Origin of the sequence: Exiguobacterium sp. HVEsp1, from assembly GCF_002009685.1 — a bacterium.
GTDB classification, from domain to species: Bacteria; Bacillota; Bacilli; order Exiguobacteriales; family Exiguobacteriaceae; genus Exiguobacterium; species Exiguobacterium profundum.
Map to the genome: position 1 here is coordinate 540,901 of NZ_KV917367.1, position 25,889 is coordinate 566,789.

At 49.9% G+C, this 25,889-nt stretch carries 26 protein-coding genes and 2 riboswitches; of the genes, 20 read left to right on the forward strand and 6 right to left on the reverse strand.

Annotation, left to right across the window (positions count from 1 at the left end; all coding sequences use genetic code 11):
- Positions 1 to 50: 50 nt before the first annotated feature.
- Positions 51 to 1,133 carry a TIGR04053 family radical SAM/SPASM domain-containing protein gene (locus BV910_RS02825; RefSeq protein WP_078146268.1) on the reverse strand — a complete coding sequence of 361 codons (1,083 nt, stop codon included), beginning with the start codon at positions 1,131 to 1,133 and terminating at the stop codon, positions 51 to 53.
- The gene (hemG, locus tag BV910_RS02830; RefSeq protein WP_371328161.1) at positions 1,130 to 2,548 is read right to left on the reverse strand and encodes a protoporphyrinogen oxidase; all 1,419 of its coding nucleotides are present in this window, start codon (positions 2,546 to 2,548) and stop codon (positions 1,130 to 1,132) included. Before hemG ends, BV910_RS02825 begins: the two co-directional genes overlap by 4 nt.
- A 61-nt stretch (positions 2,549 to 2,609) precedes the next feature.
- Here hemG and BV910_RS14765 point away from each other — a divergent pair, with 61 nt between their 5' ends.
- Entirely contained in the window at positions 2,610 to 2,774 is a 165-nt protein-coding gene (locus BV910_RS14765; RefSeq protein ID WP_168169830.1) for a hypothetical protein, read from the forward strand.
- Between the two features lie 48 nt (positions 2,775 to 2,822).
- Positions 2,823 to 3,764: a glutaminase A gene (gene glsA / locus BV910_RS02835; protein WP_078146270.1), complete on the forward strand. Its 942-nt coding sequence runs from the start codon at positions 2,823 to 2,825 to the stop codon at positions 3,762 to 3,764.
- Here the strand turns inward: glsA and BV910_RS02840 are convergent.
- Entirely contained in the window at positions 3,761 to 4,534 is a 774-nt protein-coding gene (locus tag BV910_RS02840) for a CHAD domain-containing protein (RefSeq protein ID WP_078146271.1), read from the reverse strand. The two genes, glsA and BV910_RS02840, sit on opposite strands and share 4 nt — an antisense overlap.
- 40 nt (positions 4,535 to 4,574) lie before the next feature.
- Here BV910_RS02840 and BV910_RS02845 point away from each other — a divergent pair, with 40 nt between their 5' ends.
- The 4 genes from BV910_RS02845 to BV910_RS02860 all read left to right on the forward strand — a co-directional run bounded on the left by BV910_RS02845 (position 4,575) and on the right by BV910_RS02860 (position 9,215).
- Positions 4,575 to 5,933 carry an MATE family efflux transporter gene (locus BV910_RS02845; protein ID WP_078146272.1) on the forward strand — a complete coding sequence of 453 codons (1,359 nt, stop codon included), beginning with the start codon at positions 4,575 to 4,577 and terminating at the stop codon, positions 5,931 to 5,933.
- Positions 5,934 to 6,051: 118 nt separating this feature from the next.
- Positions 6,052 to 7,200, forward strand: a complete 1,149-nt coding sequence (nagA, locus tag BV910_RS02850) for an N-acetylglucosamine-6-phosphate deacetylase (protein ID WP_078146273.1) — start codon at positions 6,052 to 6,054, stop codon at positions 7,198 to 7,200.
- Positions 7,197 to 7,961: a glucosamine-6-phosphate deaminase gene (gene nagB, locus BV910_RS02855; protein ID WP_078146274.1), complete on the forward strand. Its 765-nt coding sequence runs from the start codon at positions 7,197 to 7,199 to the stop codon at positions 7,959 to 7,961. The genes nagA and nagB overlap by 4 nt, the downstream gene beginning before the upstream one ends.
- A 150-nt stretch (positions 7,962 to 8,111) precedes the next feature.
- A complete protein-coding gene (locus BV910_RS02860; RefSeq protein WP_015880737.1) occupies positions 8,112 to 9,215 on the forward strand; it encodes an LCP family protein in 1,104 nt (367 codons plus the stop codon).
- 28 nt (positions 9,216 to 9,243) lie between these two features.
- Here BV910_RS02860 and BV910_RS02865 read toward each other — a convergent pair whose 3' ends face one another.
- Positions 9,244 to 9,972: a GntR family transcriptional regulator gene (locus tag BV910_RS02865; RefSeq protein ID WP_078146275.1), complete on the reverse strand. Its 729-nt coding sequence runs from the start codon at positions 9,970 to 9,972 to the stop codon at positions 9,244 to 9,246.
- Between the two features lie 95 nt (positions 9,973 to 10,067).
- Between BV910_RS02865 and BV910_RS02870 the strand changes: the two genes are divergently transcribed.
- The 11 genes from BV910_RS02870 (at position 10,068) to BV910_RS02920 (ending at position 20,543) form a co-directional block, all read left to right on the forward strand.
- On the forward strand, positions 10,068 to 11,228 hold the full coding sequence (locus tag BV910_RS02870; protein ID WP_078146276.1) for an alanyl-tRNA editing protein: 1,161 nt from the start codon (positions 10,068 to 10,070) through the stop codon (positions 11,226 to 11,228).
- Entirely contained in the window at positions 11,222 to 11,650 is a 429-nt protein-coding gene (locus BV910_RS02875) for a GNAT family N-acetyltransferase (protein WP_078146277.1), read from the forward strand. The genes BV910_RS02870 and BV910_RS02875 overlap by 7 nt, the downstream gene beginning before the upstream one ends.
- A 77-nt stretch (positions 11,651 to 11,727) precedes the next feature.
- Positions 11,728 to 11,907: riboswitch (Lysine riboswitch) on the forward strand.
- Between the two features lie 114 nt (positions 11,908 to 12,021).
- A complete protein-coding gene (locus tag BV910_RS02880; RefSeq protein ID WP_078147890.1) occupies positions 12,022 to 13,221 on the forward strand; it encodes an aspartate kinase in 1,200 nt (399 codons plus the stop codon).
- Positions 13,222 to 13,233: 12 nt separating this feature from the next.
- Entirely contained in the window at positions 13,234 to 14,229 is a 996-nt protein-coding gene (locus BV910_RS02885) for an aspartate-semialdehyde dehydrogenase (protein WP_078146278.1), read from the forward strand.
- 12 nt (positions 14,230 to 14,241) lie between these two features.
- Positions 14,242 to 15,123 carry a 4-hydroxy-tetrahydrodipicolinate synthase gene (gene dapA, locus BV910_RS02890; RefSeq protein ID WP_078146279.1) on the forward strand — a complete coding sequence of 294 codons (882 nt, stop codon included), beginning with the start codon at positions 14,242 to 14,244 and terminating at the stop codon, positions 15,121 to 15,123.
- Positions 15,120 to 15,869: a 4-hydroxy-tetrahydrodipicolinate reductase gene (dapB, locus tag BV910_RS02895; RefSeq protein WP_078146280.1), complete on the forward strand. Its 750-nt coding sequence runs from the start codon at positions 15,120 to 15,122 to the stop codon at positions 15,867 to 15,869. Before dapA ends, dapB begins: the two co-directional genes overlap by 4 nt.
- Entirely contained in the window at positions 15,847 to 16,554 is a 708-nt protein-coding gene (dapD, locus tag BV910_RS02900) for a 2,3,4,5-tetrahydropyridine-2,6-dicarboxylate N-acetyltransferase (protein WP_078146281.1), read from the forward strand. Before dapB ends, dapD begins: the two co-directional genes overlap by 23 nt.
- A gap of 49 nt (positions 16,555 to 16,603) precedes the next feature.
- Complete coding sequence (locus tag BV910_RS02905; protein ID WP_074037806.1) at positions 16,604 to 17,530, forward strand: branched-chain amino acid transaminase; 927 nt, start codon at positions 16,604 to 16,606, stop codon at positions 17,528 to 17,530.
- A gap of 14 nt (positions 17,531 to 17,544) precedes the next feature.
- A complete protein-coding gene (gene alr, locus BV910_RS02910) occupies positions 17,545 to 18,633 on the forward strand; it encodes an alanine racemase (RefSeq protein WP_078146282.1) in 1,089 nt (362 codons plus the stop codon).
- Positions 18,603 to 19,895, forward strand: a complete 1,293-nt coding sequence (gene lysA / locus BV910_RS02915) for a diaminopimelate decarboxylase (RefSeq protein WP_078146283.1) — start codon at positions 18,603 to 18,605, stop codon at positions 19,893 to 19,895. Before alr ends, lysA begins: the two co-directional genes overlap by 31 nt.
- A 93-nt stretch (positions 19,896 to 19,988) precedes the next feature.
- Positions 19,989 to 20,543, forward strand: coding sequence for a nitroreductase family protein (locus BV910_RS02920; protein ID WP_214734097.1), 555 nt, complete (start codon positions 19,989 to 19,991; stop codon positions 20,541 to 20,543).
- Positions 20,544 to 20,646: 103 nt separating this feature from the next.
- Here the strand turns inward: BV910_RS02920 and BV910_RS02925 are convergent, their stop codons facing one another.
- Positions 20,647 to 20,832: a hypothetical protein gene (locus BV910_RS02925; protein ID WP_078146285.1), complete on the reverse strand. Its 186-nt coding sequence runs from the start codon at positions 20,830 to 20,832 to the stop codon at positions 20,647 to 20,649.
- A 118-nt stretch (positions 20,833 to 20,950) separates the two neighbouring features.
- Positions 20,951 to 21,478, reverse strand: coding sequence for a gamma carbonic anhydrase family protein (locus tag BV910_RS02930; RefSeq protein WP_015880751.1), 528 nt, complete (start codon positions 21,476 to 21,478; stop codon positions 20,951 to 20,953).
- 119 nt (positions 21,479 to 21,597) lie between these two features.
- Here BV910_RS02930 and ade point away from each other — a divergent pair, with 119 nt between their 5' ends.
- From ade to BV910_RS02945, 3 genes are all read left to right on the forward strand, one after another.
- Positions 21,598 to 23,307, forward strand: coding sequence for an adenine deaminase (gene ade / locus BV910_RS02935; protein ID WP_078146286.1), 1,710 nt, complete (start codon positions 21,598 to 21,600; stop codon positions 23,305 to 23,307).
- Between the two features lie 118 nt (positions 23,308 to 23,425).
- Positions 23,426 to 23,710 (forward strand): hypothetical protein, encoded by a 285-nt coding sequence (locus BV910_RS02940; RefSeq protein ID WP_078146287.1) that lies wholly within the window; start codon positions 23,426 to 23,428, stop codon positions 23,708 to 23,710.
- 57 nt (positions 23,711 to 23,767) lie between these two features.
- A riboswitch (Lysine riboswitch) is annotated at positions 23,768 to 23,942 on the forward strand.
- 112 nt (positions 23,943 to 24,054) lie between these two features.
- Positions 24,055 to 25,647: a Na+/H+ antiporter NhaC family protein gene (locus BV910_RS02945; protein WP_078146288.1), complete on the forward strand. Its 1,593-nt coding sequence runs from the start codon at positions 24,055 to 24,057 to the stop codon at positions 25,645 to 25,647.
- Positions 25,648 to 25,889 lie beyond the last annotated feature (242 nt).

Genomic DNA, 25,889 nt, shown 5'->3' on the forward strand with positions numbered 1-25,889 from the left:
TTCTCATCATATAATTCAATCTTACACGGAGAGGGAATAAATGGGAATCTTTATTGTGAAACGAGGGGATGTTCTGGCTGATAGATGCAGTACGGTTCCGCCTCCTTATAATCGCCAGTGACGGCATAGGCTCTAGCCCGCGAACCACCACATAGATACCGATATTCACAATACCCACACTTGCCATGATGAGTGTCGGGATCACGCAGCTCCTTGAACGTCGGATGATGGCGATAAATATCGGCGAGAGGTGTCGTTCGGACGTTTCCGCAGGGGATCGGTAAAAAACCGGACGGCTGGACGTCCCCTGTATGTGAGATAAAGACGAACCCGTTGCCGTCATTCGTTCCGCGAGGGGCCTTCGCCAAATCGTCATGGGGATGTCCGATTGGAGGGAGCCCTGCTGCCCGGCGGCGCTGATTTTCTTGTCGGGCAACTCTCCGATAAAATTGGGCTTCCGTCGTCGAGATGATGAAGGGTGCCGTCTCTTGTAGGGAGAACGCCCATTTCAATACTTCCTCATGTCGCTCTGGTGTAATGGGTTGTAACAGGGATCCACGTCCAGTCGGCACGAGGAAAAAGAGCGTCCAGACGGATACGCCGAGGGATTCTACGAGTTTCGCCATTTCCGGTAATCGATCAACGTTGTATTCGGTCACCGTCGTATTGATTTGAAATGACATTCCCTCCTCTCGGAAATATGAGATTCCTCGAATGGTACGGTCGAAACTGCCACGTGTGCCGCGGAAATAGTCATGCGTCACGGCGTCCGGTCCGTCAATGGAGAAGGCCCAACGTGACAAACCAGCCGCTTTCGCTCGTTTCACGGCATCGTGAGTCACTCGAGGTGTGGCGGAAGGTGTCATCGAGACGCGCATCCCGAGGGAAGAGGCGTATGCGGTCAATTCAAATAAATCTTCACGCATGAGAGGATCACCGCCCGTAAAGACGAGAATCGGGTTATCCATCGCATGAATCTCGCGAATCAATGCCTTCCCTTCTTCCGTATCGAGTTCGTTTTCGTAACGGTGAAATTGTGCCTCTGCCCGGCAGTGGACGCAGGAGAGCGCACAGGCCCGTGTGACTTCCCAAATGACGATGAACGGGTTTTCGTTATAGTCGATGTGTTTCATACCGTCACCGCCTGTCGAAGATGTAAGTGATCGACCGCCCGTTTGGCAGAATCGACGCAGTCAGGTAATCCGACTCCATGAAGAATGGCACCACACGCCTCGACGCCGTCCCACTTCAGAAGTGCTTCTTCGAACGCGCGGACGTCCTGTTTATGACCGACTTCATATTGTGGCATCGTTTGAATGTGTCGTTCGACTTTCGTGAAGAGGGGAGTCCCGACTTTTTGAATGCGTCGAAGTTCGCTTAAAGCGAAGTTTGCGATTTGATCATCCTCTTCATGGAGCAGGGACGGGACATGTTCTGAACCGATATACATGCGGAGCAGTGCTTTTCCTTCAGGAGCTAGGTGTGGCCATTTCTTATGCATCCAGCTACAAGCGGTCAAGGCGTTTCCTTCCGATTTGGCGATGACGTAGCCGGTTCCATCTAACGCATCCACATCTGACTCGTCGAAGGCGGCGAGTACGGTCATCGAAGAGGTACGTTTTAACGATGACAAGCGTTCGGCTTCTGGGAATCCGAGCAGAGGTCCGAGTGCTTGAGGGGAAGTCGCAAGAATGATACCGTCAAACTGTTCGACCGTCCCATCGGCAAATGTGACTTCATGAGGTCGAACGGATTGAACAAGCGTCTTTAACATGAGTCGATCGATCGACGGACGGAGCGCCTCGACGAGTGCTCCGAGTCCTTGCTCGATCGACAGGAACTTACCAGTCTCGGACGGCTTTACACCAGCTTGGACTGGAGGGGTGAGTGCTTTCATTCCGAGAATCAGACTGCGAGTTTTTTGTTCAATCGTGATAAACTGAGGGAAAGTAGACTCGATGCTCATGTCTTCGAGTGTCCCGTTGTAAATCCCGGACAGAAGCGGTTCGATCATCGTATCGACGACTTCTGAGCCGAGTCTCGTTCGAAAGAAACGGTCGAGCGAGATATCCTCTCCTGCATACACGCGTGGAATCACGAGATCGAATCCGGCGCGAAGTTTTCCTCTCCAAGTAAAGAGATCCGTTTTGACCATCGGCCAAAACTTGGTCGGGATGCCCATGACCGATCCGGCCGGCATCTGTCTCAGTTGCTTCCGTACGTAAATGTAAGAAGTCCCGGTTCTGGAGCGGACGAGTTGATCTGCGAGACCGAGATCCGTAATGAGTGATGTCAAGGTCGGCTTTCGTGCCATATAACCGTCGGGTCCAGTCTCTAACGTAAACCCATCCCGATAAATGGTCTTAATTTTTCCACCGAGACGGTCCTGCGCCTCGATCAATGTGACATGAGCTCCGGCTTCTTTGGCATAATAGGCTGCGGCAAGTCCGGTGATGCCACCTCCAATAATCGCGATACGATTCAATTGATTCACCCATTTCTCTAAAGTTGTTGTCGTCTTAACGGTACCGGGAATGTTGACGGAGATATAGGATAAGTGTCACGGAGTTCTAGACAAATTTGTCACGAATTCGAAAGGGGACGATGGAATGGCTTCCTTCCTTATCGTTGCGACGCTTGTAATGGTAGGCATAGCTGGGTTTATTCTGTCGATGAATCGACATGGAGAAAAGTTGGTTGGAGACGAGGAAAGTCCACCGATGATTTGGGCGGATGAAGACTGGTATAAAGATGATGGACCACCAGACGGGTAATATGATAAGATGACCCGGTTGAAATTTGATGGAACATGAGGTGATCGAATGAATGTACTCGAACAACAGTTGAATCACTTGGTTGATGAGTGTCGTCCGTACACGGCTCAAGGGAAAGTGGCGGATTATATCCCTGAACTCGCACATGTGAAAAACGATTTACTCGGGGTGGCAATTTGTTTGCCGGACGGTACGTATATTCATGCGGGGGATGTTCATCACAAGTTTACGATTCAGAGCGTATCGAAGGCGCTCACCCTTTGTTATGTACTGATGGAGTTCGGGGAGGACTATGTCTTTTCGAAAGTAGGGATGGAGCCGACGGGGGACGCATTCAACTCCATCGCCAAACTTGAGGAAACGGTCCCGTCAAAACCGCTCAATCCGATGATCAACGCCGGAGCGTTAGCGGTGACGAGTATGATTTTGGGGGAGACGGCAGAACTCAAAATCTATCAGTTCCGCCAGTTTTTAGCGACGTTATTAAATCGCTCGGTCGAGGAGGTCATGTACGACGAAAAAGTCGCCCGCTCTGAATACGAGACGACCGACTTGAACCGTGCCTTGCTCTATTTCATGCGTCACCATGGAATTGTGGAAGGTGACGTCGATGAGATCATTGATGTGTATACGAAACAGTGTGCCATCGAGATTGATTGTTTTGATTTGGCACGAATCGGGCGTGTCTTTGCAGGGAATGGAGAAGACCCGGATACGGGCGAAGAGTTGATTCCACGTCGGGTCGTCCGAAACGTCAAGGCCATCATGACGACGTGTGGCATGTATGATGCATCGGGTGAGTTCGCTGTCCGGGTTGGTCTTCCAGGAAAAAGTGGGGTGTCGGGTGCCATCTTGGCGGTCGGGAACCACGAACTGGATTTGAATAACGTCGGGTTTGGCATATTTGGTCCGGCACTTGATTCAAAAGGAAACTCGATTGCCGGAATGAAGTTGTTGGAACTATTGATTGAGCGCTATACATCTCGCTAAATCGATAGGTGCTCCACGGATGCATCGAGTTCCTGCTGTAATGTTTCAATTTTTTGGTCGTATTCGGACTGTAGTTCAGCTGGAGGGGTGAAGGCCCGCCAACGCTTTAACAGTTGGTCATGGTCGTTCATCTCACCGAGTTCGGTTTGCATTTTTTTTAACGTTCGGACAGTGTCCATCGATGCATCCGATTCATAGTTTAGCAAGTACTCATGTAAATAGCGTTCGCGTTTGACGGCTAAACGGACTTTATGGAGCGCTTCAAGTTGTTCTTTTCCACTGGATTGTTCATGATAGACGCGCACACGTTGCTTGCGCTCACTTTTCGCCTTTTCTAACATCGGGGAGGCGTTCGTTTTTTTGAACGCACGAAATAACGGTCCACCGATGAAGCGACGTACTTGTTGATCGAGCGACGGTGTCATTTTTTCACTGACACGGGTAGATAGAATCGTCCGTGCGATGGCACGTTCTGTCTCCATCGCTTCAAGAAACGCATGGTCGAGTTCGGATTTAGAATCAAACGTTTCGATGAGGACGTCGAGGTCGCGCACATGACCGAGTGCCTCCATCAATTGTTTGAGTTGTCGAAATGTCGCCGGCTTCGTTTCGTATAGTTGCATGAAGGTGATCAGTTTCCGTAAATGCACCCGGGCGCGGTGAATATCCTCAGAATTGTTAAAGGTGAGGGCTTCCGTCACATAGTGATTGAACGTGTTCCACGTTTCCAACAGTTCAAATTTAAGTTTTTCTGCATGCCGTTGATTCATAATTATAAGTTCCTTTCTGAAAAAGAGATGAGGGTTGTCCATGTACCAAACACATTCATTAAACGAAAAAATCAAACTGTTCTTCACGATTTTCTTTCCAATCCTAGTCACGCAAGTGTCTTTTTATTTGATTAGCTTTTTCGATACCGTCATGTCCGGCCGGGCGGGTGCCGTCGATTTGGCTGGTGTCGGAGTCGGTTCAAGCTTGTGGATGCCGGTGTATACCGGACTGAGTGGAATCTTGCTGGCGGTGGCCCCGATTGTTTCGCAAGCGCTTGGTGCGCGAGACCGTCAACAGATTCAACGAACCTTGTTTCAAGGTATCTATTTAGCCATTATGCTAAGCGTAATCACGCTGACGTTGGGTTCATTCCTTGTGCCGATGGCAATCGAGAGCATGGGGCTCAGTGTAGAAGGGAAACGAATCGCGACAGAATACTTGCTTGCCCTTGGATTCGGCGTCTTGCCGATGTTCCTGTTCAATGTGCTACGCACGCTCATGGATGCCCTAGGCAAGACAAGAGTCTCGATGATCCTCATACTACTAGGGTTACCCATTAATGTCGGATTAAATTACATTTTCATCTTCGGAAAACTGGGTGTGCCGGCGTACGGCGGTGTTGGAGCGGGAATCGCCTCGAGCATCACTTACTGGCTACTCTTCTTCATGGCCTTCTTCTTCGTGAGAAACGGGAAGCCATTCCGCGAATACAAGTTTTTACGGACGACCGAACGGATGGTCTGGCTCCGGCAAAAAGAGCTGTTACAACTTGGGACCCCAATCGGACTCGCCATTTTCGCCGAAGTCAGTATCTTTGCGGCGGTCACGGTATTGCTCAGTTCATACGGTGACCAAATCGTCGCGGCTCACCAAGCGGCGATTAACTTCGCTTCGTTTGTTTACATGTTGCCACTCTCAGCATCGAGCGCATTGACGATTGTCGTGGGGTATGAACTCGGCGCGAAACGACTGCAGGATGCCGTCCGCTATGCAAAAATCGGGCTCGCGCTCTGTCTCGGAGTCTCTATCTTTTCGGGTGCTTTTTTGTTTTGGCAAAGGGAACAGGTCGCGGCTATTTATACGAATGATCCGACGGTCGTGGACCTTGCAGCTCACTTTATGATCTTCGCTGTATTCTTCCAACTGTCAGATGCTGTCGCGGCACCGATTCAAGGGATATTACGTGGTTTTAAAGACGTCAACATCACGCTCGTCCTTTCACTCGTCGCTTATTGGGTTATCGGTTTACCACTCGGTTATGTCTTGGCAGAGCACGCCGGATTTGGACCAGACGGTTATTGGATTGGCTTGATTGCCGGACTCGCAGCCGGAGCGGTCTTGTTATTCCTCCGGTTAGTATGGATTGTCCGGCGCTACGGGACGGTTCAATCGACATAAAGAGGAGAAGATTGTTCGCAAATGTGAACAATCTTTTATTCATTCAAAATTGGTCTATACAACTATACTTTTATCCGATATGATAACATGGAGGAAAACAAAAAGGAGTGGTAAACCGATGGGGACATTGATCAATGCTCGTATCGTGTCAGCAGAACATACATGGGAACGTGGATATATCAGATGGAATGGTCAAACGATTGATGAGGTTGGATCGATGGACCAGTTTGAACAACAGGACGAGCCTGTGATTGATGTCGCTGGAGCGCTTGTGACACCGGGTCTCATCGATGTGCATATCCATGGAGGATATGAAGTCGATACGATGGATGCGGATGAATCAAAACTTCGACAGTTGAGTAACGACATGCTACAGGAAGGCGTCACTTCCTTTTTCGCGACGACGATCACGCAGTCAAAAGAAGCGATTGAGCATGCCTTGAAGGCAGTCCGAAATGTCATCGAAGCGCAGGATACGACACTCATCGGAATCCACTTGGAAGGTCCATTTGTCAACGTGGAGATGGCTGGGGCACAACCGGCAGAATATATTATCGACCCGGACGCCGAGCAGTTCCGAAAATGGCAAGAGCTCGCCGGTGGTCATATCCGCCTCGTTACGTATGCACCGGAACGGCCAGGTGCACGTGCATTTGAAGCGGTGCTTCGCGAAACTGGTGCGATCGGTTCAGCGGGCCATACGAGCGCGACATTTGAAGAGAACAAGCAGGCGGGCGTCAAACACGGGACGCATCTTTATAACCAAATGCGTGGGTTACACCATCGAGAACCCGGAACGGTAGGGTATTGTCTCTTAGAGGGTGGAGTCATTGCGGAAATCATTCCAGATGGGATCCATAGTCGTCCGGAGATGGTCGACTTCGCGTTTCGCTTAAAAGGAGCAGATGAGCTTGTCGTCATCACGGATGCGATGCGAGCAAAAGGACTTCCGGAAGGGCAATATGAGCTTGGCGGTCAACCGGTCATCGTAGCGGACGGGGCTGCGCGACTTCAAACCGGAAACCTTGCAGGTAGTGTGTTGACGATGGATGCCGCATTCCGAAACATTCAGGCATATACGGGATGTACGGTGGAAGAAGCGGTCAAAATGACCTCGACGAATGCAGCCAAAGAATTCGGATTGACGACAAAAGGCGATATCAAATCGGGGTTTGATGCAGACCTTGTCGTTTGGGATGACACGACACATGTTCAGATGACTTTCGTCAAAGGTCGAATCGTATATGAACGGGAGGAACAAAGATGAATGTACTAGTCGCAAAGACGGCGAACGACGCGGAACGAATCGCCTATACGCTAATCAAAGAACGGATTTCAGGGAAACATGACTTTGTACTCGGTCTCGCAACCGGTAGCACACCGGTCGGGATGTATCAGATGTTTAAACAGGACGCGCTCGATTGTAGCCATGTGACGAGCGTCAATTTAGACGAATATATCGGATTATCGCCCGAACATCCTCAAAGTTACAACCGCTTTATGAAAGACCGTCTCTTCGATGAAGTGCCATTCAAACAGAGTCACTTGCCTCAAGGGGACGCACCGGACCCAAAAGCGGAAGCGGCTCGTTACGAAGACCTCGTTCGGAAGCTTGGTGTCGACTTACAACTTCTTGGTATCGGGGAAAATGGTCACATCGCATTTAATGAACCGGGCACGGCCCTCGATGCGAAGACGCACGTGACCGAACTCACCGAATCAACACGAGAGGCAAACCGTCGCTTTTTTGACCGATTGGAAGACGTCCCGACGCATGCGATCACGATGGGGCTCGATACGATCATGAACGCACGTGAGATTGTCCTTGTGGCGACAGGGGAGCGGAAAGCTGAAGCGGTACAGCACATGATTGAAAGCGTACCGACGGTCGACTGGCCGGCCACAATCCTACAGGCCCATCCAGGTGTGACGGTCGTGCTCGACGGGGCGGCTGCATCGCGCTGTGCGGAATCCTTACAAGCCCGTGGGCAAGAAGCGGCAACACGATTTTTCACCATTCGGGATTAACGAACCTGCGGAGTCATCTCCGCGGGTTTTTCTGTGTTCAACTGTGGGAAAATGTAAAGAAACGAATTTGTCATCAAAACGTTTTCGACAAATTTCCCGCTTTCCTCTATAATGAGTGAAGCTCATTATTTTGACTCGAAGGAGACCGATATGAATTCTAGAACACATGCTCGCAGACAGCGCACAGGTCCGTCTGCGTTTTATAAGATATTTAGTGCCCTCGTGCTGATTGCAATTATTGCTGGGTCTAGCATTTACGGTACAGCGTTTTACAAAGCCCACAATATGTTGTCCGGCACCCAAGTCACGTTAGAGGATGACCCGACGGTTGAGCCGACTCGTTATGATAAAGAAGATACGGAGACGTTCTTGGTTTTAGGAACAGACCTTTCGCCACAGAAGAAAGCGCGCGGTGAGTTCGGACGATCAGACGTCATGATTGTCGTCATTTTAAACAAGAAAGAAAAGCAGACGACGATGCTCAGTATCCCGCGTGATTCGTATGTCAACATCGACTACACGGGTTATAACATTCCTTATGGCAAGACGGGACTTGACCAAGACAAGATTACACACGCTTACTATTTCGGTTCGATGGATGAATCGAATCCGAACAACGGGATGCGGATGGCGACGAACACGATCGAAGATTTAGTCGGTGTTGAAATCGACCATGTCGTCTCGCTCAACTTCCAAGGGTTCGTTGATTTCATTGATGCGGTAGGTGGCGTTGAGATTGATGTTCCGTTCTCATCACAACAAAACAGTTACGATGCGTCACGTGAGACAGTTCAAATCGAACAAGGCCTTCAACGGCTTTCTGGTGAAGAGGCACTTGCCTACGTCCGAAATCGATACGATGACCCACGTGGGGACATCGGTCGTGGACAACGCCAGATGGAAGTCATTAATGCCGTGCTCGAACAATCACTCGGCACATCACTCCTAAACAATTACGATAAGGTCTTGAAAGCCGTCGGTGACAACATGCAGACGACACTTGGACCGAATGACTATATGCGTTTAATTGAAGACGTTGGCGCGCTCCACAATACGGTGCAATACCAATTGACTGGAGAAGGTGCCCGGGCAGATGACGGACACTTCTATTACTTCTTGAACGAACCGCTTCTTGAAGAAGTGCGCTATCGTGTGCAACAAGCGGATGCGGGTAACCGTGTCGAGCCGATGTCCGATACAGAACTCGAATCGTATACGTTAGACCCGAGCGGGGTAACGTATGAAGCCCAATAAAAAAAGTTTGCCCTCGGGCAAACTTTTTTTATATGCGATCCATGGCGATAGTGAAAGAGTACGAGTCGCCACGGAAAAGGGAACGGCTGTATTCAAACATGCCGCCATCCTCGAGATATGTTCGCTGGTCAATCAACAAGACCGGTGCGTTCGGAGAAATGGTGAGGAGCTTGGCTTCTTCTGGACCGGCGCTCCGGGCTTCGAGTGTTTGTGTTGCATTCTTCAAGCGTAAGCCATGCTGTTCGGCATACGCATAGATCGATCCCGTGGCGTCATCTTGCGTCAGGTCAGGCAATAAATGAACGGGAATATAGGCGGTCTCGAGCGCAAGTGGATGATCATCGGCGAGTCGTAGCCGTTTCATCTCATAAACCGGTGTTTGATTTGGGATACTCAGTTGCTGCGCGATGCGATCCGTTGCCGGAATGACCTCGTATGACAAGAGACGGCTTAGCGGTCGCATACCTCGATGTTTGATTTCCTCGGAAAAACTTGTCAGTCCCGATAACGTCATCGCAATCTTCTGACTCGCGACGAATGTGCCTCGTCCTTTTTGACGGCTCAAATAACCGGCGTTGACGAGGTTCATAATGGCTTGACGAATCGTCATCCGACTGACGTGAAATTGCTCCGAAAATTCACGCTCTGAAGGCAAGGTGTCTCCTGGTTTTAACAATCCGTCATCAATTTGTTGCTTTAAGTACGCTTCAATTTGATAATAAATAGGTAACGGAGATTGTTTATCGATTTCTAACATATCATTTCGCTCCTGACTGAGAAGATGTATGTTTCATTATAGACGAAATTAAACTAGTTGTCTGAACAGATTATAGAGAGAGGGTGGAGGACAAGATGGAACCATATACAGCAAATACAGTCGTGACCTCGATAAAGGAAGACGGCAACGGTCATTGGCACACACTCGAGAACAGTCCGTTTTATGCGGAAGGTGGGGGACAACCGGCTGACCGTGGATGGATTGGGACGCTTCCTGTACTAGATGTACAAATCAAGGGCGGGGAAGTGTGGCATCTCTTGTCAGAATCATTACCAGCGGGCAAAGCGGTAGAAGTTCGAATCGATGAGGATGTCAGACGGGACCATTCCATCCAGCATACGGCTCAACATGTGATAACGGCGATTTTGGAAGACCACCATGGCATTCGGACGCTCAGCTTTGGAATCGGAGAAACGGATTCATCCATTGAGATTGAAACGGCAACGATGGACTGGGCGCACGTTGAAGCACTTGAACAAGAGATGCAACAACTGATTTTTGAAAACCATCCGATTCATGTCTACGAGATTCCGGAAGAAGAAGTAGACCGGGCGCGCTTACGGAAAGAGACGGACCGAACGGGGATGATTCGCATCGTCGAAATCGAAGGTTTAGATTACAATGCATGTGGTGGTACTCATGTGGAGACAACGGGACAACTCGGTACCATCCATGTGACGGCGATGAAGAAAGTGAGGGGGAATCTCCGCTTGACGTATGTGGCCGGAAATCGAGCGATCAAGGCGACTCAACAAGCGCGAGCAGCGTTGCGGACGATTCACCATACATTCTCGACAACGAATGAATCCGTGGCAGCCCGTGTAATCGAAGAACATACGATTCGTTTGGAACGTGAAAAAGAAATCAAAACGCTCGAAGAACGGATTGCCAAAGCGAAAGTGGAGGCCGTGTTGAAAGAAGATAACTATGTGGCCTTACATGTCGGGAGAACAGAAGCGGAAACGTTGACGACCGCCATCATCGAACGAATCGCAGCAACAGGACGAATTGCCGTTGGCGCCAACTATGGAACGCAGAAATTGTTCGTTATGCATGACGGGACACAGGATATCGCCGTCGGCACATTCTTGAAAGCGGCGCTCCAAGAGATGCAGATCGGTCGTGGCGGTGGAAGCCATAAGCAGGCCCAAGCGCGTTTCACATCCGTAGCGGAACTAGAAAAGGGAATCGAAGAAATCGTGAAACGATTGCAGGAAGGAGTTTTACCATGTTGATCATTCAATCGGGAAACGAACCAGCGTTGATTGAACAGGCCAAACAAGTGCGGGAGATCGTATTCGTTCAGGAACAAGGAATTGATGCGAGTTTAGAATACGATGATTTAGACGATATGTGTACACATGTGGTCGGGCTCCTTGACTCCGAACCTGTGACGACAGCGCGTCTTCGTCCAGTCGACTCGACTGTCGGAAAAGTGGAGCGAGTGGCGACGATTCAATCGGCCCGGGGTCATGGATATGGGAAAGACATTATGATTGAAGTTGAACGTGTCGCGAAACGTCAAGGGTTGGTTGAACTACGATTGGGTGCACAACTGACGGCCCTTCCGTTTTATGAAAAGCTCGGGTACGAGGAGTTCGGAGATGAGTTTTTGGATGCCAATCTCCCACACCGCATGATGCGAAAAACATGGTAATCCTTTTTTGAAATATCCCATTTTTCTAAAAAAAGGTTGGCAAGAAGATTTCGTTTTGTTATAACTAATACTAACAACTGACAGATAGAGGTTGCGAATGACATGAGTAAGCTTGGTTGAAACGGACGCACTCCGGACCGAGCCGAAAGGGGAAATTCGCCGAAGTCGACGTTCACGTGCGTGTGAATGAAGGCTGGGGTAGTCGTGAACAACGCCTACACTGCCATGGTCAACTACCATGGAGCGCTATCTACGGAACGATTCTTTAATCGTTTTTCAACTGCGCGTACAAGCGGCAGACCGTAGGGAGAGTGCTTCCTACCGGTCTGCCGCTTTTTCTGTTGGTGGACATCTTGAAAGTGGGGAACTTGATGACAACCGTACTGAAATTTGGTGGCAGCTCCGTTGCCACAATCGAACAAATACAAGCCATTTCGGACTATTTACAGACACGTGTGGCGACCGGTGAAAAATTGGTCGTCGTCGTATCGGCGATGGGCAAAACGACAGATTCGCTCTTGTCGCTCGCCAAACAAATCACGGATCGCCCGATGATTCGCGAACTCGACCGGCTACTCGCCGTCGGGGAAGAACAGACAATTAGCCTACTCAGTATCGCCTTGAACTCGCGAGGCGTACCGGCCATCTCATTAACAGGACAGCAAGCCGGGATTGATACGATGGGCATTCATACGAAGAGCAAAATCAAAGCGATTCGGAAAGAAGTGTTACACGAGAAGTTGCGTCAATACGACGTCCTGATTGTCGCCGGATTCCAAGGCGTGAATGAAGCGGGAGACGTCACGACCCTTGGGCGTGGCGGTTCGGACACGACAGCCGTCGCACTGGCGGCCGTCCTCAGTCAGCGTTGTGAAATTTATACGGACGTCGCGGGTGTATATACGACGGACCCACGAATCCATCCGACGGCGAAACGGCTTGATACGGTCTCCTATGACGAGATGATGGAGATGAGCGCACTGGGCTCTAAAGTGATGGAGATGCGAAGCGTGGAGCTCGCAAAGAAATATGACGTCAATATTTTTGTTGGGAAGACGCTTTCGAGCGAAGGAGGAACATGGATCATGGATACGACGCAAGCGATGGAACAGAAAGCAGTCACGAGTGTGAGTGTCGTCAAGAACGTACTCAGTGTCTCAATCAAACATATTCCGCATACGGCGGCGGGAGTCGCAGACATCTTTGAACGATTGTCAGAGCGACACGTCAACATCGATATGATTTCACAGACGGCATTCGACGGTGAAGTGTTCCTCTCGTTCACATGTCCGCTCGATGAAGAGGCATTTTTAGAAGAGGCACTCGCGGAGTTGACAGCGACCTTGCCTCAAATCAAAATCGATCGTCACACGGAACATGCAAAAATTTCGGTCGTCGGAATCGGCATGCGAGACGCGACAGGCGTCGCATCAGAGCTCTTCGCGACATTCCGTGAGATGGGGATTCCATTCTATCAAGTCACGACGTCTGAAATCAGTATTTCCTATACGATTCAAGAACAAGACGTAGAAGCGGCAGTCGCAGCCATTGCGGCCCGGTTTCACTTATAAGGGGGGAGCATAATGTATAACGTAGCAGTCGTCGGTGCGACAGGTGCCGTCGGACAAAAAATGATTGACGTCTTAACAGAATATGAATTTCCAATCAGCGAACTGAGACTCTATGCTTCAGCCCGCTCGGCAGGAAAGACGGTCGAGGTGAATGGGCAATCGATCATGATTCGTGAATTGACCGATGCGATTTATGCGGACCCGATCGATATCGCACTCTTCTCTGCAGGTGGGAGCATTAGTGAGCAATACGCCCCGCGGTTGAGCGAGCAAGGAGTCATCGTCATCGATAATTCAAGCGCATTCCGAATGCAAGAAGGAATTCCACTCATCGTACCGGAAGTGAACCGAGTCGAACTCAGTCCGGAAAAGACGCTCATCGCGAACCCGAACTGTTCCACGATTCAATCGGTCGTGGCGCTCGCACCTCTAGCGGAAGTATACGGACTGACACGCGTCGCCTATACATCGTATCAAGCGGTATCGGGATCGGGTCAAAAAGGGATTGATGACCTCGAGCGCGGTGCGCGCGGAGAAGAACCGACGAATTATCCGTACCCGATTTATGATAACGTGTTGCCGCACATCGATGTATTTTTAGAAAATGGCTACACGAAAGAAGAACAAAAGATGATGGATGAGACACGTAAGATTTTAAATGCGCCAAACCTCGGGGTGACGGCCACTTGTGTCCGGGTGCCGGTACGAAACAGTCATGCGGTATCGATCACGGTGACGCTCGAACGGGATGCGACGGTCGCAGAAGTGAAAGCCGTCCTCGCCGATGCACCAGGAATCGTGTTGATGGACAATCCATCTGAACTGGTTTACCCGACACCTCTCGATGCGAACGGGACGGATGAGGTGTATGTCGGACGAATTCGCCGAGACGATTCACAATCGAATACGTTCCATCTTTGGTGCGTTGCAGATAACGTTCGAAAAGGAGCGGCCGCGAATGCCGTTCAAATCGCACAATGTATGATTAGTCAAACAGCGACGAAATAAGGAGGAGATGACATGTTCACAGGAGTGGCGACAGCACTAGCTACCCCGTTTCAAGAAAATGGGCAGTTGAATCTAGAAGCATGGGCAGCATTAATTGAAGACCAAATCAAAGAAGGCGTGACGGGTCTCGTCATCGGCGGGACGACCGGCGAAGGGATGACAATCACTGATGACGAGTTTGAGACATTGCTCGTTCGAGCGGTTGAGGTCGCAAACGGTCGAGCCGTGATCATCGCGGGGACCGGGTCGAACAATACAGCAGTCAGTATCGAAAAAACGAAACGGGCCGCCGAACTTGGTGCGGAGCTGGCGATGGTCGTCACACCATACTATAACAAGTCGACCCAGGCCGGGCTGATTGCTCACTTTACCGCGATTGCGGATGCGTCACCGATTCCACTCATGCTCTATAATGTTCCGTCACGGACGGGTGTCGCCTTGGCACCGGAAACGGTCGGTGAGCTCGCAGAACATCCACGTATCACGGCCTTGAAAGAAGCGAGTGGGGATATCTCGGTCATGGCGCAGATGATGGCCCATATTCCGGAAGGGTTCACCGTTTACTGTGGAAATGACGATCAAATCTTGCCATACATGGCTTGGGGCGCACAAGGTGTCGTCTCCGTTTTATCAAACGTTTATCCGGGAGCGACGGTCGCGTTGGCAGAAGCGCTGTTGGCAGGTGATTTACAGACGGCTCGCACGTGGCAAATTCGCTTGCTCCCAGTCATCGATGAACTCTTCGCTGAAGTGAATCCGATTCCGGTGAAGGCGGCGCTTCAAGCGCGAGGTTTTGAAGTCGGCGCACCACGCCTACCGCTCGTTCCGATGAGCGCGACGGCTGAAGCGAAATTACTGTCGACGATGGAGCAATTCAATGAGGTGAGACAATGAACGTTCTCATCCACGGATTCGGCGCAATGGGACGGATTGTCGAAGAGGTCGCTCATGCGCAAGGTGTGAACGTCACGGCAATCGTCTCACCGGGAAGTGACGAGCACACGGCGACTCTGAATGAGGTGGACGTACCCGTCGATGTCGTGATCGACTTTTCGAACCCGGCGTTACTCCCTGATTTACTCGCATTCGGACGGGAGCGCAATATTCCGCTCGTCATTGCGACGACGGGCTTCACACCGGAAGAATTGGCCGAGATCGAGACGGCTTCACAAGAGATCCCAATCTTTCAGTCTTATAACACCTCATATGGGATTGCACTGTTGAAACAGTTGCTCGACCAACTTGTCCCGCTCACTCTCGGATATGATATTGAAGTGATTGAGGCACATCATCGGAAGAAAGTGGACGCACCAAGCGGGACGGCAGAATTATTGGCACGTGCCATCGAAGCGAAGCGTGACGTGACACCGATTTACGAACGAACGTCACGTCGGGAAGCGCGTGCTACCGAAGAGTTGGGGATGCATTCCATTCGGGGTGGCACGATCTTCGGTGAGCATACCGTGCTCTTCGCCGGAGATGATGAAATGATTGAACTGAAACATACTGCGTTATCGAAACGCGTCTTTGCAAACGGGGCCCTTGCCGCTGCGGCAACGATCATCGATCGCCCGGCAGGACTTTATAATCTATCGAACTTATACGAGGAGGCTACTCATGTTACTCACAAACGCTTATGAAATCGCACAATATATTAAAGATGCTAAGAAGGAAACACCAGTTAAGCTTTACGTCAACGGTCAATTGGCGGGTCTTGAAATCGAGGAAGCGAAAGCATTCGGAACGGATGAGTCGAAACTGTTTTTGACGACGGCAGAACGCGCTGTGGCATTCTTAGAAGCCAATGCATCGGTCATCACAGATTCTCATCTTGAATATGATCGTCGCAACAGTGCTGTACCGATGCTCGATACGACACAACTCAATGCCCGAATCGAACCAGGCTCGTTCATCCGAGATCACGTTCAAATCGGCAACAACGCGGTCGTCATGATGGGAGCTGTCGTCAACATCGGAGCGGTCATCGGAGATGGTTCGATGGTCGATATGAACGCTGTCATCGGAGCACGCGGAACGCTCGGGAAGAACGTTCACCTTGGCGCAGGTGCCGTGGTCGCAGGGGTTCTTGAACCACCTTCAAAAGATCCGGTCATCATCGAGGATGGTGTCATGATTGGGGCGAACGCAGTCATCTTAGAAGGCGTTCGCGTCGGTGAAAACGCAGTTGTCGCGGCAGGAAGTGTCGTCACACAAGACGTCCCTCCAGGTGTTGTCGTTGCGGGAACACCTGCACGAATCATCAAACAGAAAGATGAAAAAACTTCTGAAAAAACGCAACTTGTTGATGACTTACGCTCTCTCTAACGTATAATAGACAGAAAATATAAATAATGAGGAATGGGAGAGTTGCATTATGGAACAGTATGGACAATGGATGTGGAAAGACGGGGCTTGGATTGAGCCGACTGACGCAAACACGAGTATCATGACACACGCGATTCATTACGGAAGCGGGTTCTTTGAAGGGATTCGCGCGTATCACACGGAGGAAGGTCCTGCTATCTTCCGATTACGTGAACACTTGGAGCGACTTGTTCGCTCGTGTGCATACTACCACGTCACGCTACCGTATACGGTAGATGAACTCGAACAAGCCACGATGGAATTGATTGAGCGAAACGGATTTGAAGCATGCTACATCCGTCCGTTCGTCTTCCTTGGAACACCATGGCAGGCACTTATGCCGACTGCTGAGACGAAGGTACATGTTGCCATCTCGTGTTGGCCGCTCGGTGAATATTTCAACAAGACGGTCGGGATTCGAGCGAAAGTGGCCTCGTATCGCCGCGTGTCTTCTACCATGATGCCAATGCAAGCGAAAGCTGCATCGAACTATATGAACTCACAGCTATTAAAAGGAGAGGCGCTCCGTGACGGATTCGACGAAGCGATTGCCCTTGATATGAACGGAAACGTCAGTGAGGCGAGTGTCGCGAACATCTTCCTCGTGAAAGGAAAAACGATTACGACACCGTCCCTTGACTGTTCTGTACTCGATGGCATCACACGTCAAACGGTGATGCAATTGGCTCGCGAGGCCGGTTATGAAATCGTCGAGCGCCATATCGGACGCGATGAGCTCTATGTGGCTGATGAAATCTTCTTAACGGGAACGGCAGCCGAGGTGACGAGCGTCATCGAGGTCGACCATATCTCGATTGGTGGAGGTGTCCAGACGGTTGCGACAGAAATGTTGACACGCTATCGTGAAGCCGTAACAGGACAGCTTCCGGAACACCGCGATTGGATCACGTTCGTGAAATCAGCAGTAACAGAGTAAAGGAGTTTTGCACGATGGGAGTCACAATTGACTTAAATGCGATTCGCGAAAACAAACGCCGGATTGAAGCGCTCGGGCGCCCCGTGTTTGCGGTCGTGAAAAACAATGCCTATAACCTAGGAATGGAGCCAGTTGTGACGACTTTGTATGATGAAGGAGTCCGTCACTTCATGGTGACCACGTTAGAAGAAGCGATTGAAGTGCGAGCGCATGCAGAGTCGGCTCGCGTCCTCGTCATGAATCCGATATACACGTGGGAACACGTGCATACCCATGAATTTGACGTCGCAATCGGCTCGTATGAATGGCTCGTTTCACAGCGTGAGCATCTCGATGGCGTTCGCCTTCATTTGAAATTGGACGTCGGTATGAACCGATTCGGTGCCAAAACGTTTGAAGAAGCGCTACAGATCGTCGCCTTCTGCCAAAATGAAGGATTGAACCTTGTCGGACTATGTACACATTTTCCGCTCGCGGATGCGGACAATGCCGAAGTCGAGCATAGCGTCCAAGTCGAACGCTTTGCCGACTGGTCGACACGTTTGATGGAACGTCATACGTTTGAACTGATCCATGCGGCAAATAGTGCGGCCACGCTTCAAGACGACTCGCGCTTGCACCATTGCACACATGTGCGTGTCGGTATTTTCTTATACGGTTATTCATCGGTTGAGCCGGTTGAGTGGCTCGTACCTGCGTTTTATTGGGAGACAGAAGTGGTTGCCGTCCACGACATCGAAGCGGGGGCTCATGTCGGGTATGGAACGGGATATACCGCGGAATCGAAAGAACGGATTGCTGTCTTACCCGTCGGATATGGGGATGGATTGATGCGAGCGAGACGTCATTTACCCGTTCACATTTCAGGAAAAGCCTATCCATTCGTCAGCAACATCTTTATGAGCCATAGCTTCATTAAAGTGGACGAAGACGTACAAATCGGCGACCGCGTCGCATTATATGGGATCGAAACGAAAATCGATGACGTGACACGTGTTGGTTATGCCAACAATTCAGAACAGCTCTGTGCTCGTTCGTGGCGTGTCCCACATCGCTTTGAGGGAGGAATTGTATGTACACCACCAATCAATCAGAATGTTTGATCGAAGGCGTGTCCGTCCGTGAACTTCAAGCGACGTACGGGACACCATTGTATATCATGAGTGAACCAGAACTAGAGCGTCGTCTTGGAATTGTCCAGAATGCGTTTCTAGACAAGTATTCGAACACGTATGCGTTATACGCGTCAAAAGCGTTATCGATTGCGGCCGTGTATGAAAAAGTCATGGCGGCAGGAATGAGCATCGACGTCGTCTCGCGAGGTGAGATGTACGTGGCGCTGCATGCTGGTGTACCGGCAGAGCGCATTCACGTTCACGGCTCAAACAAGACGATTTTGGATATCACATACGCGCTCGAACAGGGGATTACACACTTTACCATCGATAATATGCGAGAAATCAGCCTCTTGTCAGGACTTGCGGCTGAATACAATCGTGAAGTCGATGTGCTTCTCCGCATTGTCCCTCAAGTTGTCGGAGGTGCCCATGCGGCGATTCAAACGGGTGGGGTTGATACAAAATTCGGTTTCCCGACACATGACGACACGTATTTAGACGCGATTCGTGCGACGTTAGAAGCCGAGCACTTACAGTTGAAGGGGATTCACTGTCACGTCGGTTCTCAAATTCAAGATCCGACCCTCTTCATCAATACGGTGAAGACGATGGTGCGCTTTATGGATACGATTCGTCAGGCAACCGGCTATACGACGGACGTCTTGAACATCGGTGGGGGCTTCGGCGTCGCTTACTTGGATGAAGACGAATATCTCGATTTTGCCCAGACGATGGAGCAAGTCATGGAGACGTTGGTCGAAGAGGTCGAGGCACGTGAATTGCCACTTCCGAAAATCGGGATTGAGCCAGGACGTTGGCTCGTCGCCAATGCGGGTGCCACGCTGTATGAGGTGGGGACCGTCAAAGAAGTGAGCGGCGTTCGTACATTCGTGTCTGTCGATGGCGGGATGACGGATAATATCCGTCCGGCATTGTATGACGCAGAGTATGAGGTCGTGGCAGCGACACGGATGAATGAAGAGAAGACGCTCGAGGCAAAAATAGTCGGAGCGTGCTGTGAGTCGGGAGACATCATCTCGAACCGCTCATTGATCCCTTCGGTCACACCAGGTGACTTATTACTTGTCAAAGCGACGGGAGCATACAATTTCTCGATGGCGAGCAACTATAACCAAATGCTTCGTCCAGCTGTTGTCTTCGTGAAGGACGGGGCACATCGACTTGTCGTCCGTCGCCAAACGTTTGAAGACTTGGTGGCATGTGAAGTCATTGGTCAATCGACGTAAGGCTACAGAGCAATCTGTAGTCTTTTTTTGATTTTGAAATGAGAACGTTTTTCAATTATGATAGAGAAGAGAAAAAAAGGGGAAGTGACGGTCATGACAAAGACAGCAGCACAAAAGTTAATTGAAGAAAGACGTACGGTCCGTATGTTCAAGGAAGAACCAATCGATACGAAAGTGCTTTATGAAGTGTTGCAATCGGCACATCATGCACCATTTCACAATAAAGTCGAGCCATGGAACGTGTATGTGTTCAATGGAGACGGGAAGCAAGTGTTACTCGATGCGCTCGAACCAGCCTTCTCGGAGGCGTCAGAAGGGCAACGCGAAAAAGTGACGGGACGAATCTTAAATGCGGCGGCCTGTATGTATGTGACGGCAAAACATTTTGAGACGGATAAAGGGAATCGTGACGCGTTGCTCGCGACGGCGACATTCATTCAAAATGTTCAACTGCTTTTAAGTGAACAGGAGATTGGAATGGTCTGGCGGACAGGTGGGCTGTTCGATGATGCACGGTTGAAGGAAATGATTGGGGCTGAGGGCGAGACGTTTATCGGTCTCCTGCAAATCGGGAAATATGACACAGAAGATATCCCTGCACCGAAAGCGCGACAACCGATTGATTCCCATCTCATCATGTTTGAATAATAAAAAGCGAGCGATTGGATTTCCATCGCTCGCTTGCTCTATATATCGGTCAGTTATCGTTTTAATTTTGTTGCGAGCCAATCTTGAATCACAGTCGTTGGAATCATCCAGTCGTTCCTCCATTTTTAGAATCTTCTTCTCTATTATTATCCAAATGCATACGTTCCCAAACCTCTCGATGTGCGCCATGAAGGACATCATCGAATGAATCATCGATATGAAGGCCATAACTTGGATTGATGGATGAGGCGTACAGGTCTAGCATGAGTTGATCATGGTTCGGATACATAGAGTGGGCTCCTTTCAATACATCAGCTTGGCTACACCTTCAGTATACAAAGGAACTATGTAGAAAATTCGAGAGAAACGTTAACATTTTATGAATCTTGTAAACGCTTTCACAAATATTATGATTCGCGAATTGGAATGCACGTCTCTTTATATTGTTCGGCACGTTTCGCATATTTCTTGACCGTTCTCTCCATGATAAAACGGTCTTCATCGTTTAATGGACGAACGACTTTTGCTGGGACGCCCATGACCATCACCCCTTCAGGAATCTGCATGTTCGGTGTGACGAGCGCACCGGCAGCGACAAAGGACCCTTTTCCAATCTTCGCCCCATCGAGCACGGTGGCGTGCATGCCAATCAAGCAGTCTTCTTCAATCTCACAGCCGTGAATCATCGCCATATGACCAATCGAGACACGATCATGGATGATGGTCGGTGAGCCTTCATATTGGTGGATCATCGAACCATCTTGAATGTTGACGTAAGAACCGATTCGAATGGGTCCTTCGTCTCCACGGATGACGGTATTGAACCATACTCCCGAGTGCGCGCCGATGGTCACATCTCCAATCACATGTGCCCCTGGTGCGAGATAAGTCGTCGGGTCGACTTTTGGTGTCAACTCTCCTAATTTGTATTGCATCGTTGTAACCCCTTTCAGACGGATATGTTATCATTGTCGCACAACTTGAAAAAGAAATTGCAACGAAAAGAATATTCTTGGTAAGATAGTTAAAATACGTTGAATAAGGAGATCGAAAGATGGAGAAACAACATTTGATTGACATCGCCGCAAAGAAAAAGAAAGCGGCCGTCGTCTTTAAAGACGTCGCAGTGATTGACGTGTACAGTCGTGAGACGATTCGTACAGACGTCGCCATCGACGCAGGATATATCGTGGCTATTGGGGATGGGTACGATGGAGAGGTCGAGTATCACGATCCGACCTGGACGCTTGCGCCGTCCTTTATCGATTCGCACGTCCATATCGAGTCATCGATGGTCCCCCCGCATGAATTTGCGAAAGCAGTCTTACCGCTTGGCGTCACGACCGTGATTGCCGATCCACATGAGATCGCGAATGTGAACGGAGCACTTGGGATTGAGTACATGTTAGCGGATGCGAAAGGACTTCCACTCGACGTCCGCATGATGCTACCGAGTTGTGTACCAGCGACACCGTTCGAACATGCGGGCGCAAAACTGTATGCAGAAGATTTGGCCCCGTTTTTAGGAGATCCAGGGGTGCATGGCCTAGGCGAGGTCATGGACTATCCTTCGGTTGAAGCCGGAAGTGAAGACATGCTTCAAAAGATTGCACAGACGGAACAAGCGGGTAAAGTTGTGGATGGACATGCTTCAGGGCTCAACCCTGATCAATTGAATGTATATCGTTCTGCAGGAATCATGACGGACCATGAATGTACGACTGCAGAAGAGGCGATCGAGCGGGTGCGACGTGGATTCTACGTTCAAATTCGGGAAGGTTCCGTCGCGAGGAACGTGGAGAAGGTGAGCCTAGCCGTTACGGAAAGCAATGCCCACCGCTTCCTTTTCTGTACGGATGATAAGCATTTGGATGACTTGGTCGCGGAAGGTGGAATCGACTACAACATCCGTACCGCCATCAAGCAAGGGGTTAAGCCGGAAACGGCCTATGCCATCGCAAGTCTACATGCCGCAGAGGCCTATGGATTAAAAGAGGTCGGGGCGATCGCACCTGGTAAGAAGGCGAACTTCGTTATCTTGTCAGACGTCGAATCGGTAAAAATCGAACAAGTGTATGTGAATGGTACGCTCGTCGCGGAGAAGGGGAATGCGACGTTTGAATCGGAAGGAATTGAAGTGCCAAAACCGATGAAAGGTGAGCTCGCTCTACCCGAATTGACAGCCGAGTCGTTCCGACTTGCCGCAAGTGAAGAAGAAATCGATGTCATTCAAGTGCTTCCGAACAGCTTGTTGACGAAACGACAGCGTCTCACGTTCCAACCAGACGCATCAGGCGCAGATTTATCGCAGGATATCGCAACGCTTGCCGTCATCGAACGCCATCACGGGACAGGCCATATGGCTCTTGCCCCGGTAACGGGATTCGGCTTGAAACGAGGTGCCCTAGCAGCCACGGTTGCCCATGACAGCCATAACTTGGTCGTCGCCGGGGTCAGCCCGGAAGACATGTTGCTTGCGGCGAGAACGCTTGAAAAAGTAGGGGGAGGGGTCGTCGCCGTATCGGAAGGAGAAGTGCTTGCCGTCCTCCCGCTCGAGATTGGTGGACTGATGACGAAGCGACCATATCGTGAAGTGGCAGAGATTCTGGAACAGCTGAATGATGCGCTAGATGTCGTGGGAGCCCATCGTCATTTCAATCCGTATTTGACGATGTCCTTCCTCGCCTTACCGGTCATTCCTGACTTGAAATTGACCGATATGGGATTGTTCGACGTGACCACGTTCTCATTCATCAACGCTTGACTCGGTCTAACGTATGATTTTTGTTAAGAACCGCCGATAACGATTGAATGCGTGACGGGAAGTTGGTATAGTTACGTCAAGTTTCATCGGGTCAACATTGAAAGGGGGGATATTACAGATGGAACAAGTTGCTTACAATCGGTCGTATGATGAACATGAGGAATTGATCAATTCTGTATATCGTGCTTTCAAGGACCGATGCGAAGAACTACCAGAAGAAACTCAGACAAAACGTCGTTTACGACGACTCATTTTCTCTACGATTAAAGAACAGACGAAGTCTCACGCTGACCGATTCGTGTTGTATCACTTCTTCAACGACTTCTTTAAAGCGGTGGAAACGAATGACCAAGAAGCACTCGCTATCTTGAAGCGAATCATTCGTGATGAAAAAAACTATTGATATGTGACACCAACCTGTGATAATTTAGACGTAACTTTAAATGAATATTCGTGCTATCGATGAGGTAGAGGTGCGATGCTGATGAGTAAGTAGTCGGAGGATGACAACGATGAAGACTACAAAAAGGCAGGATCGCCGAAGTGCAACACCATGTCCGTGGGGTTGTGCTGGGCTGACGGGAAATACCCGTCGGACTGCCATACATATTTACGTATGGAGCGCTCCAAGTCGGCTAAGAAAGACGGAACATCCAGCGAGGGTGTCGGCTTTGTTGCCGATGCCCTCGCTTTGCGTTTTTTTAAGCATAGGGGGGCCTCATCCTAATAAAAAAGGAGGAATTCAGCATGGTAGATTATTCAACATCGGTACTCTCACTCGTACCGGCATTACTTGCAATTATTATGGCAATCACAACACGAAAGGTCATCCCATCACTCGGTGTCGGGATTATTGCAGGGGTCTTATTGCTTCACAACTTTAACCCGCTCGAATCGATTCAATATTTATGGACAAACATCATCGCACTGTTCTGGGCGGATGGGGCCATTAACGAATGGAACGTGCTCTTGATCGTGTTCTTGCTCTTGCTCGGGATTTTGTCATCCATCATTCAAACGTCGGGCGGCGCCCGCGCGTTCGGAGAATGGGCGGCTTCAAACGTCAAGACGGCCCGTGGCGCTCGTCTCGTCTCGTTCGGACTTGGGATTTTGATTTTTATCGACGATTATTTCAACAGTTTGGCCGTCGGGAACATCAGCCGACCGCTCACGGACCGAAAAAAAGTATCGCGTGCAAAACTCGCTTATATGATTGACTCGACAGCCGCACCGGTCTGTGTCATCAGCCCGCTTTCAAGTTGGGGTGCATATATCATCGCCATCATCGCGGGTATTTTGGCAAAATACTCGATTGACAGCTATTCTTCATTCTCTGCATTCATTCAAATCATCCCAATGAACTTCTATGCCGTCTTCGCACTACTCTTGACAGCATATGTGGCATTCACTGGACTTGCCATCGGACCGATGCGCACGCACGAACTTCGTGCCCTCCAAGGGGAGTTGTATGATTCGGCAAAAGGAAAGCCGATGGGAATGAGCGAAGATTTACACGAGCACGAAGGTGGAAAAGTACGTGATTTGATCGTACCAATTATCACGCTGATCATTGCGACAGTGTCAGCGATGCTTTACACGGGTGGTCAAGCGCTCGCGGCTGACGGTCAAGACTTCTCGTTGATTGGAGCCTTCGAATCGACAGACGTGACACGCTCACTCGTTGCGGGTGTTGTCATCAGTTTGATTGTCGCATTCTTGCTTCTCATTGGTCGTAAAATCCCAACGCGTGACTATGGAAAAGCGGCATGGGAAGGCGTTCGTGCCATGTGGCCGGCTGTCTTGATTCTCTTGTTTGCTTGGACAATCATTGCGGTCATCAGCGACATGAAGACTGGTGAATACTTGGCGAGCTTCGTGACAGATACAATCGCTGCATCTTACTTGCCACTCCTTCTCTTCTTGATTGCCGGAATCATGGCATTCTCGACAGGAACGAGTTGGGGAACATTTGGTTTGATGCTTCCAATTGGTGCCGACTTGATCATGGCTGTTGAACCGGAACTCCTTCTCGCGTCACTTGCAGCTGTATTGGCCGGTGCGGTGTTTGGTGACCACTGTTCACCAATCTCAGATACAACGATTCTCAGCTCAACAGGAGCGGGCTCGCACCACATCGACCACGTGGTGACACAATTGCCGTATGCTATTCTTGCAGCGGTCGTGTCAGCGATCGGTTACTTGGTGCTCGGGATTACAGCATCGATTTGGATCGGATTCTTCGCTGCATTGATTTCGTTTATCGTATTGGTAGGAGTCGCAGAAGTGATTTCAAAACGTGGGAAAGTACCTGCAGAACTTCGCGCAAAGCGTGAGGCGTGATATATGAAAATGACTTCCATCAAATCGATGGAAGTCATTTTTTATGTGCGGTCGTCACTGCATAAGTGAGACGGTCGAGTAGTTTACCGAGAATGAACCAAAAGGGAACTATGATGTACAGTGATAGGCTGTGGTAATGAAGATGAATGACGTATAAAGAAAACCAAGGTGTCTCGAGCAACCAAAATGGAGGCGAAATCAAAACATTAAGATGTTCAAGTCATCCAATCCAGATACATTCA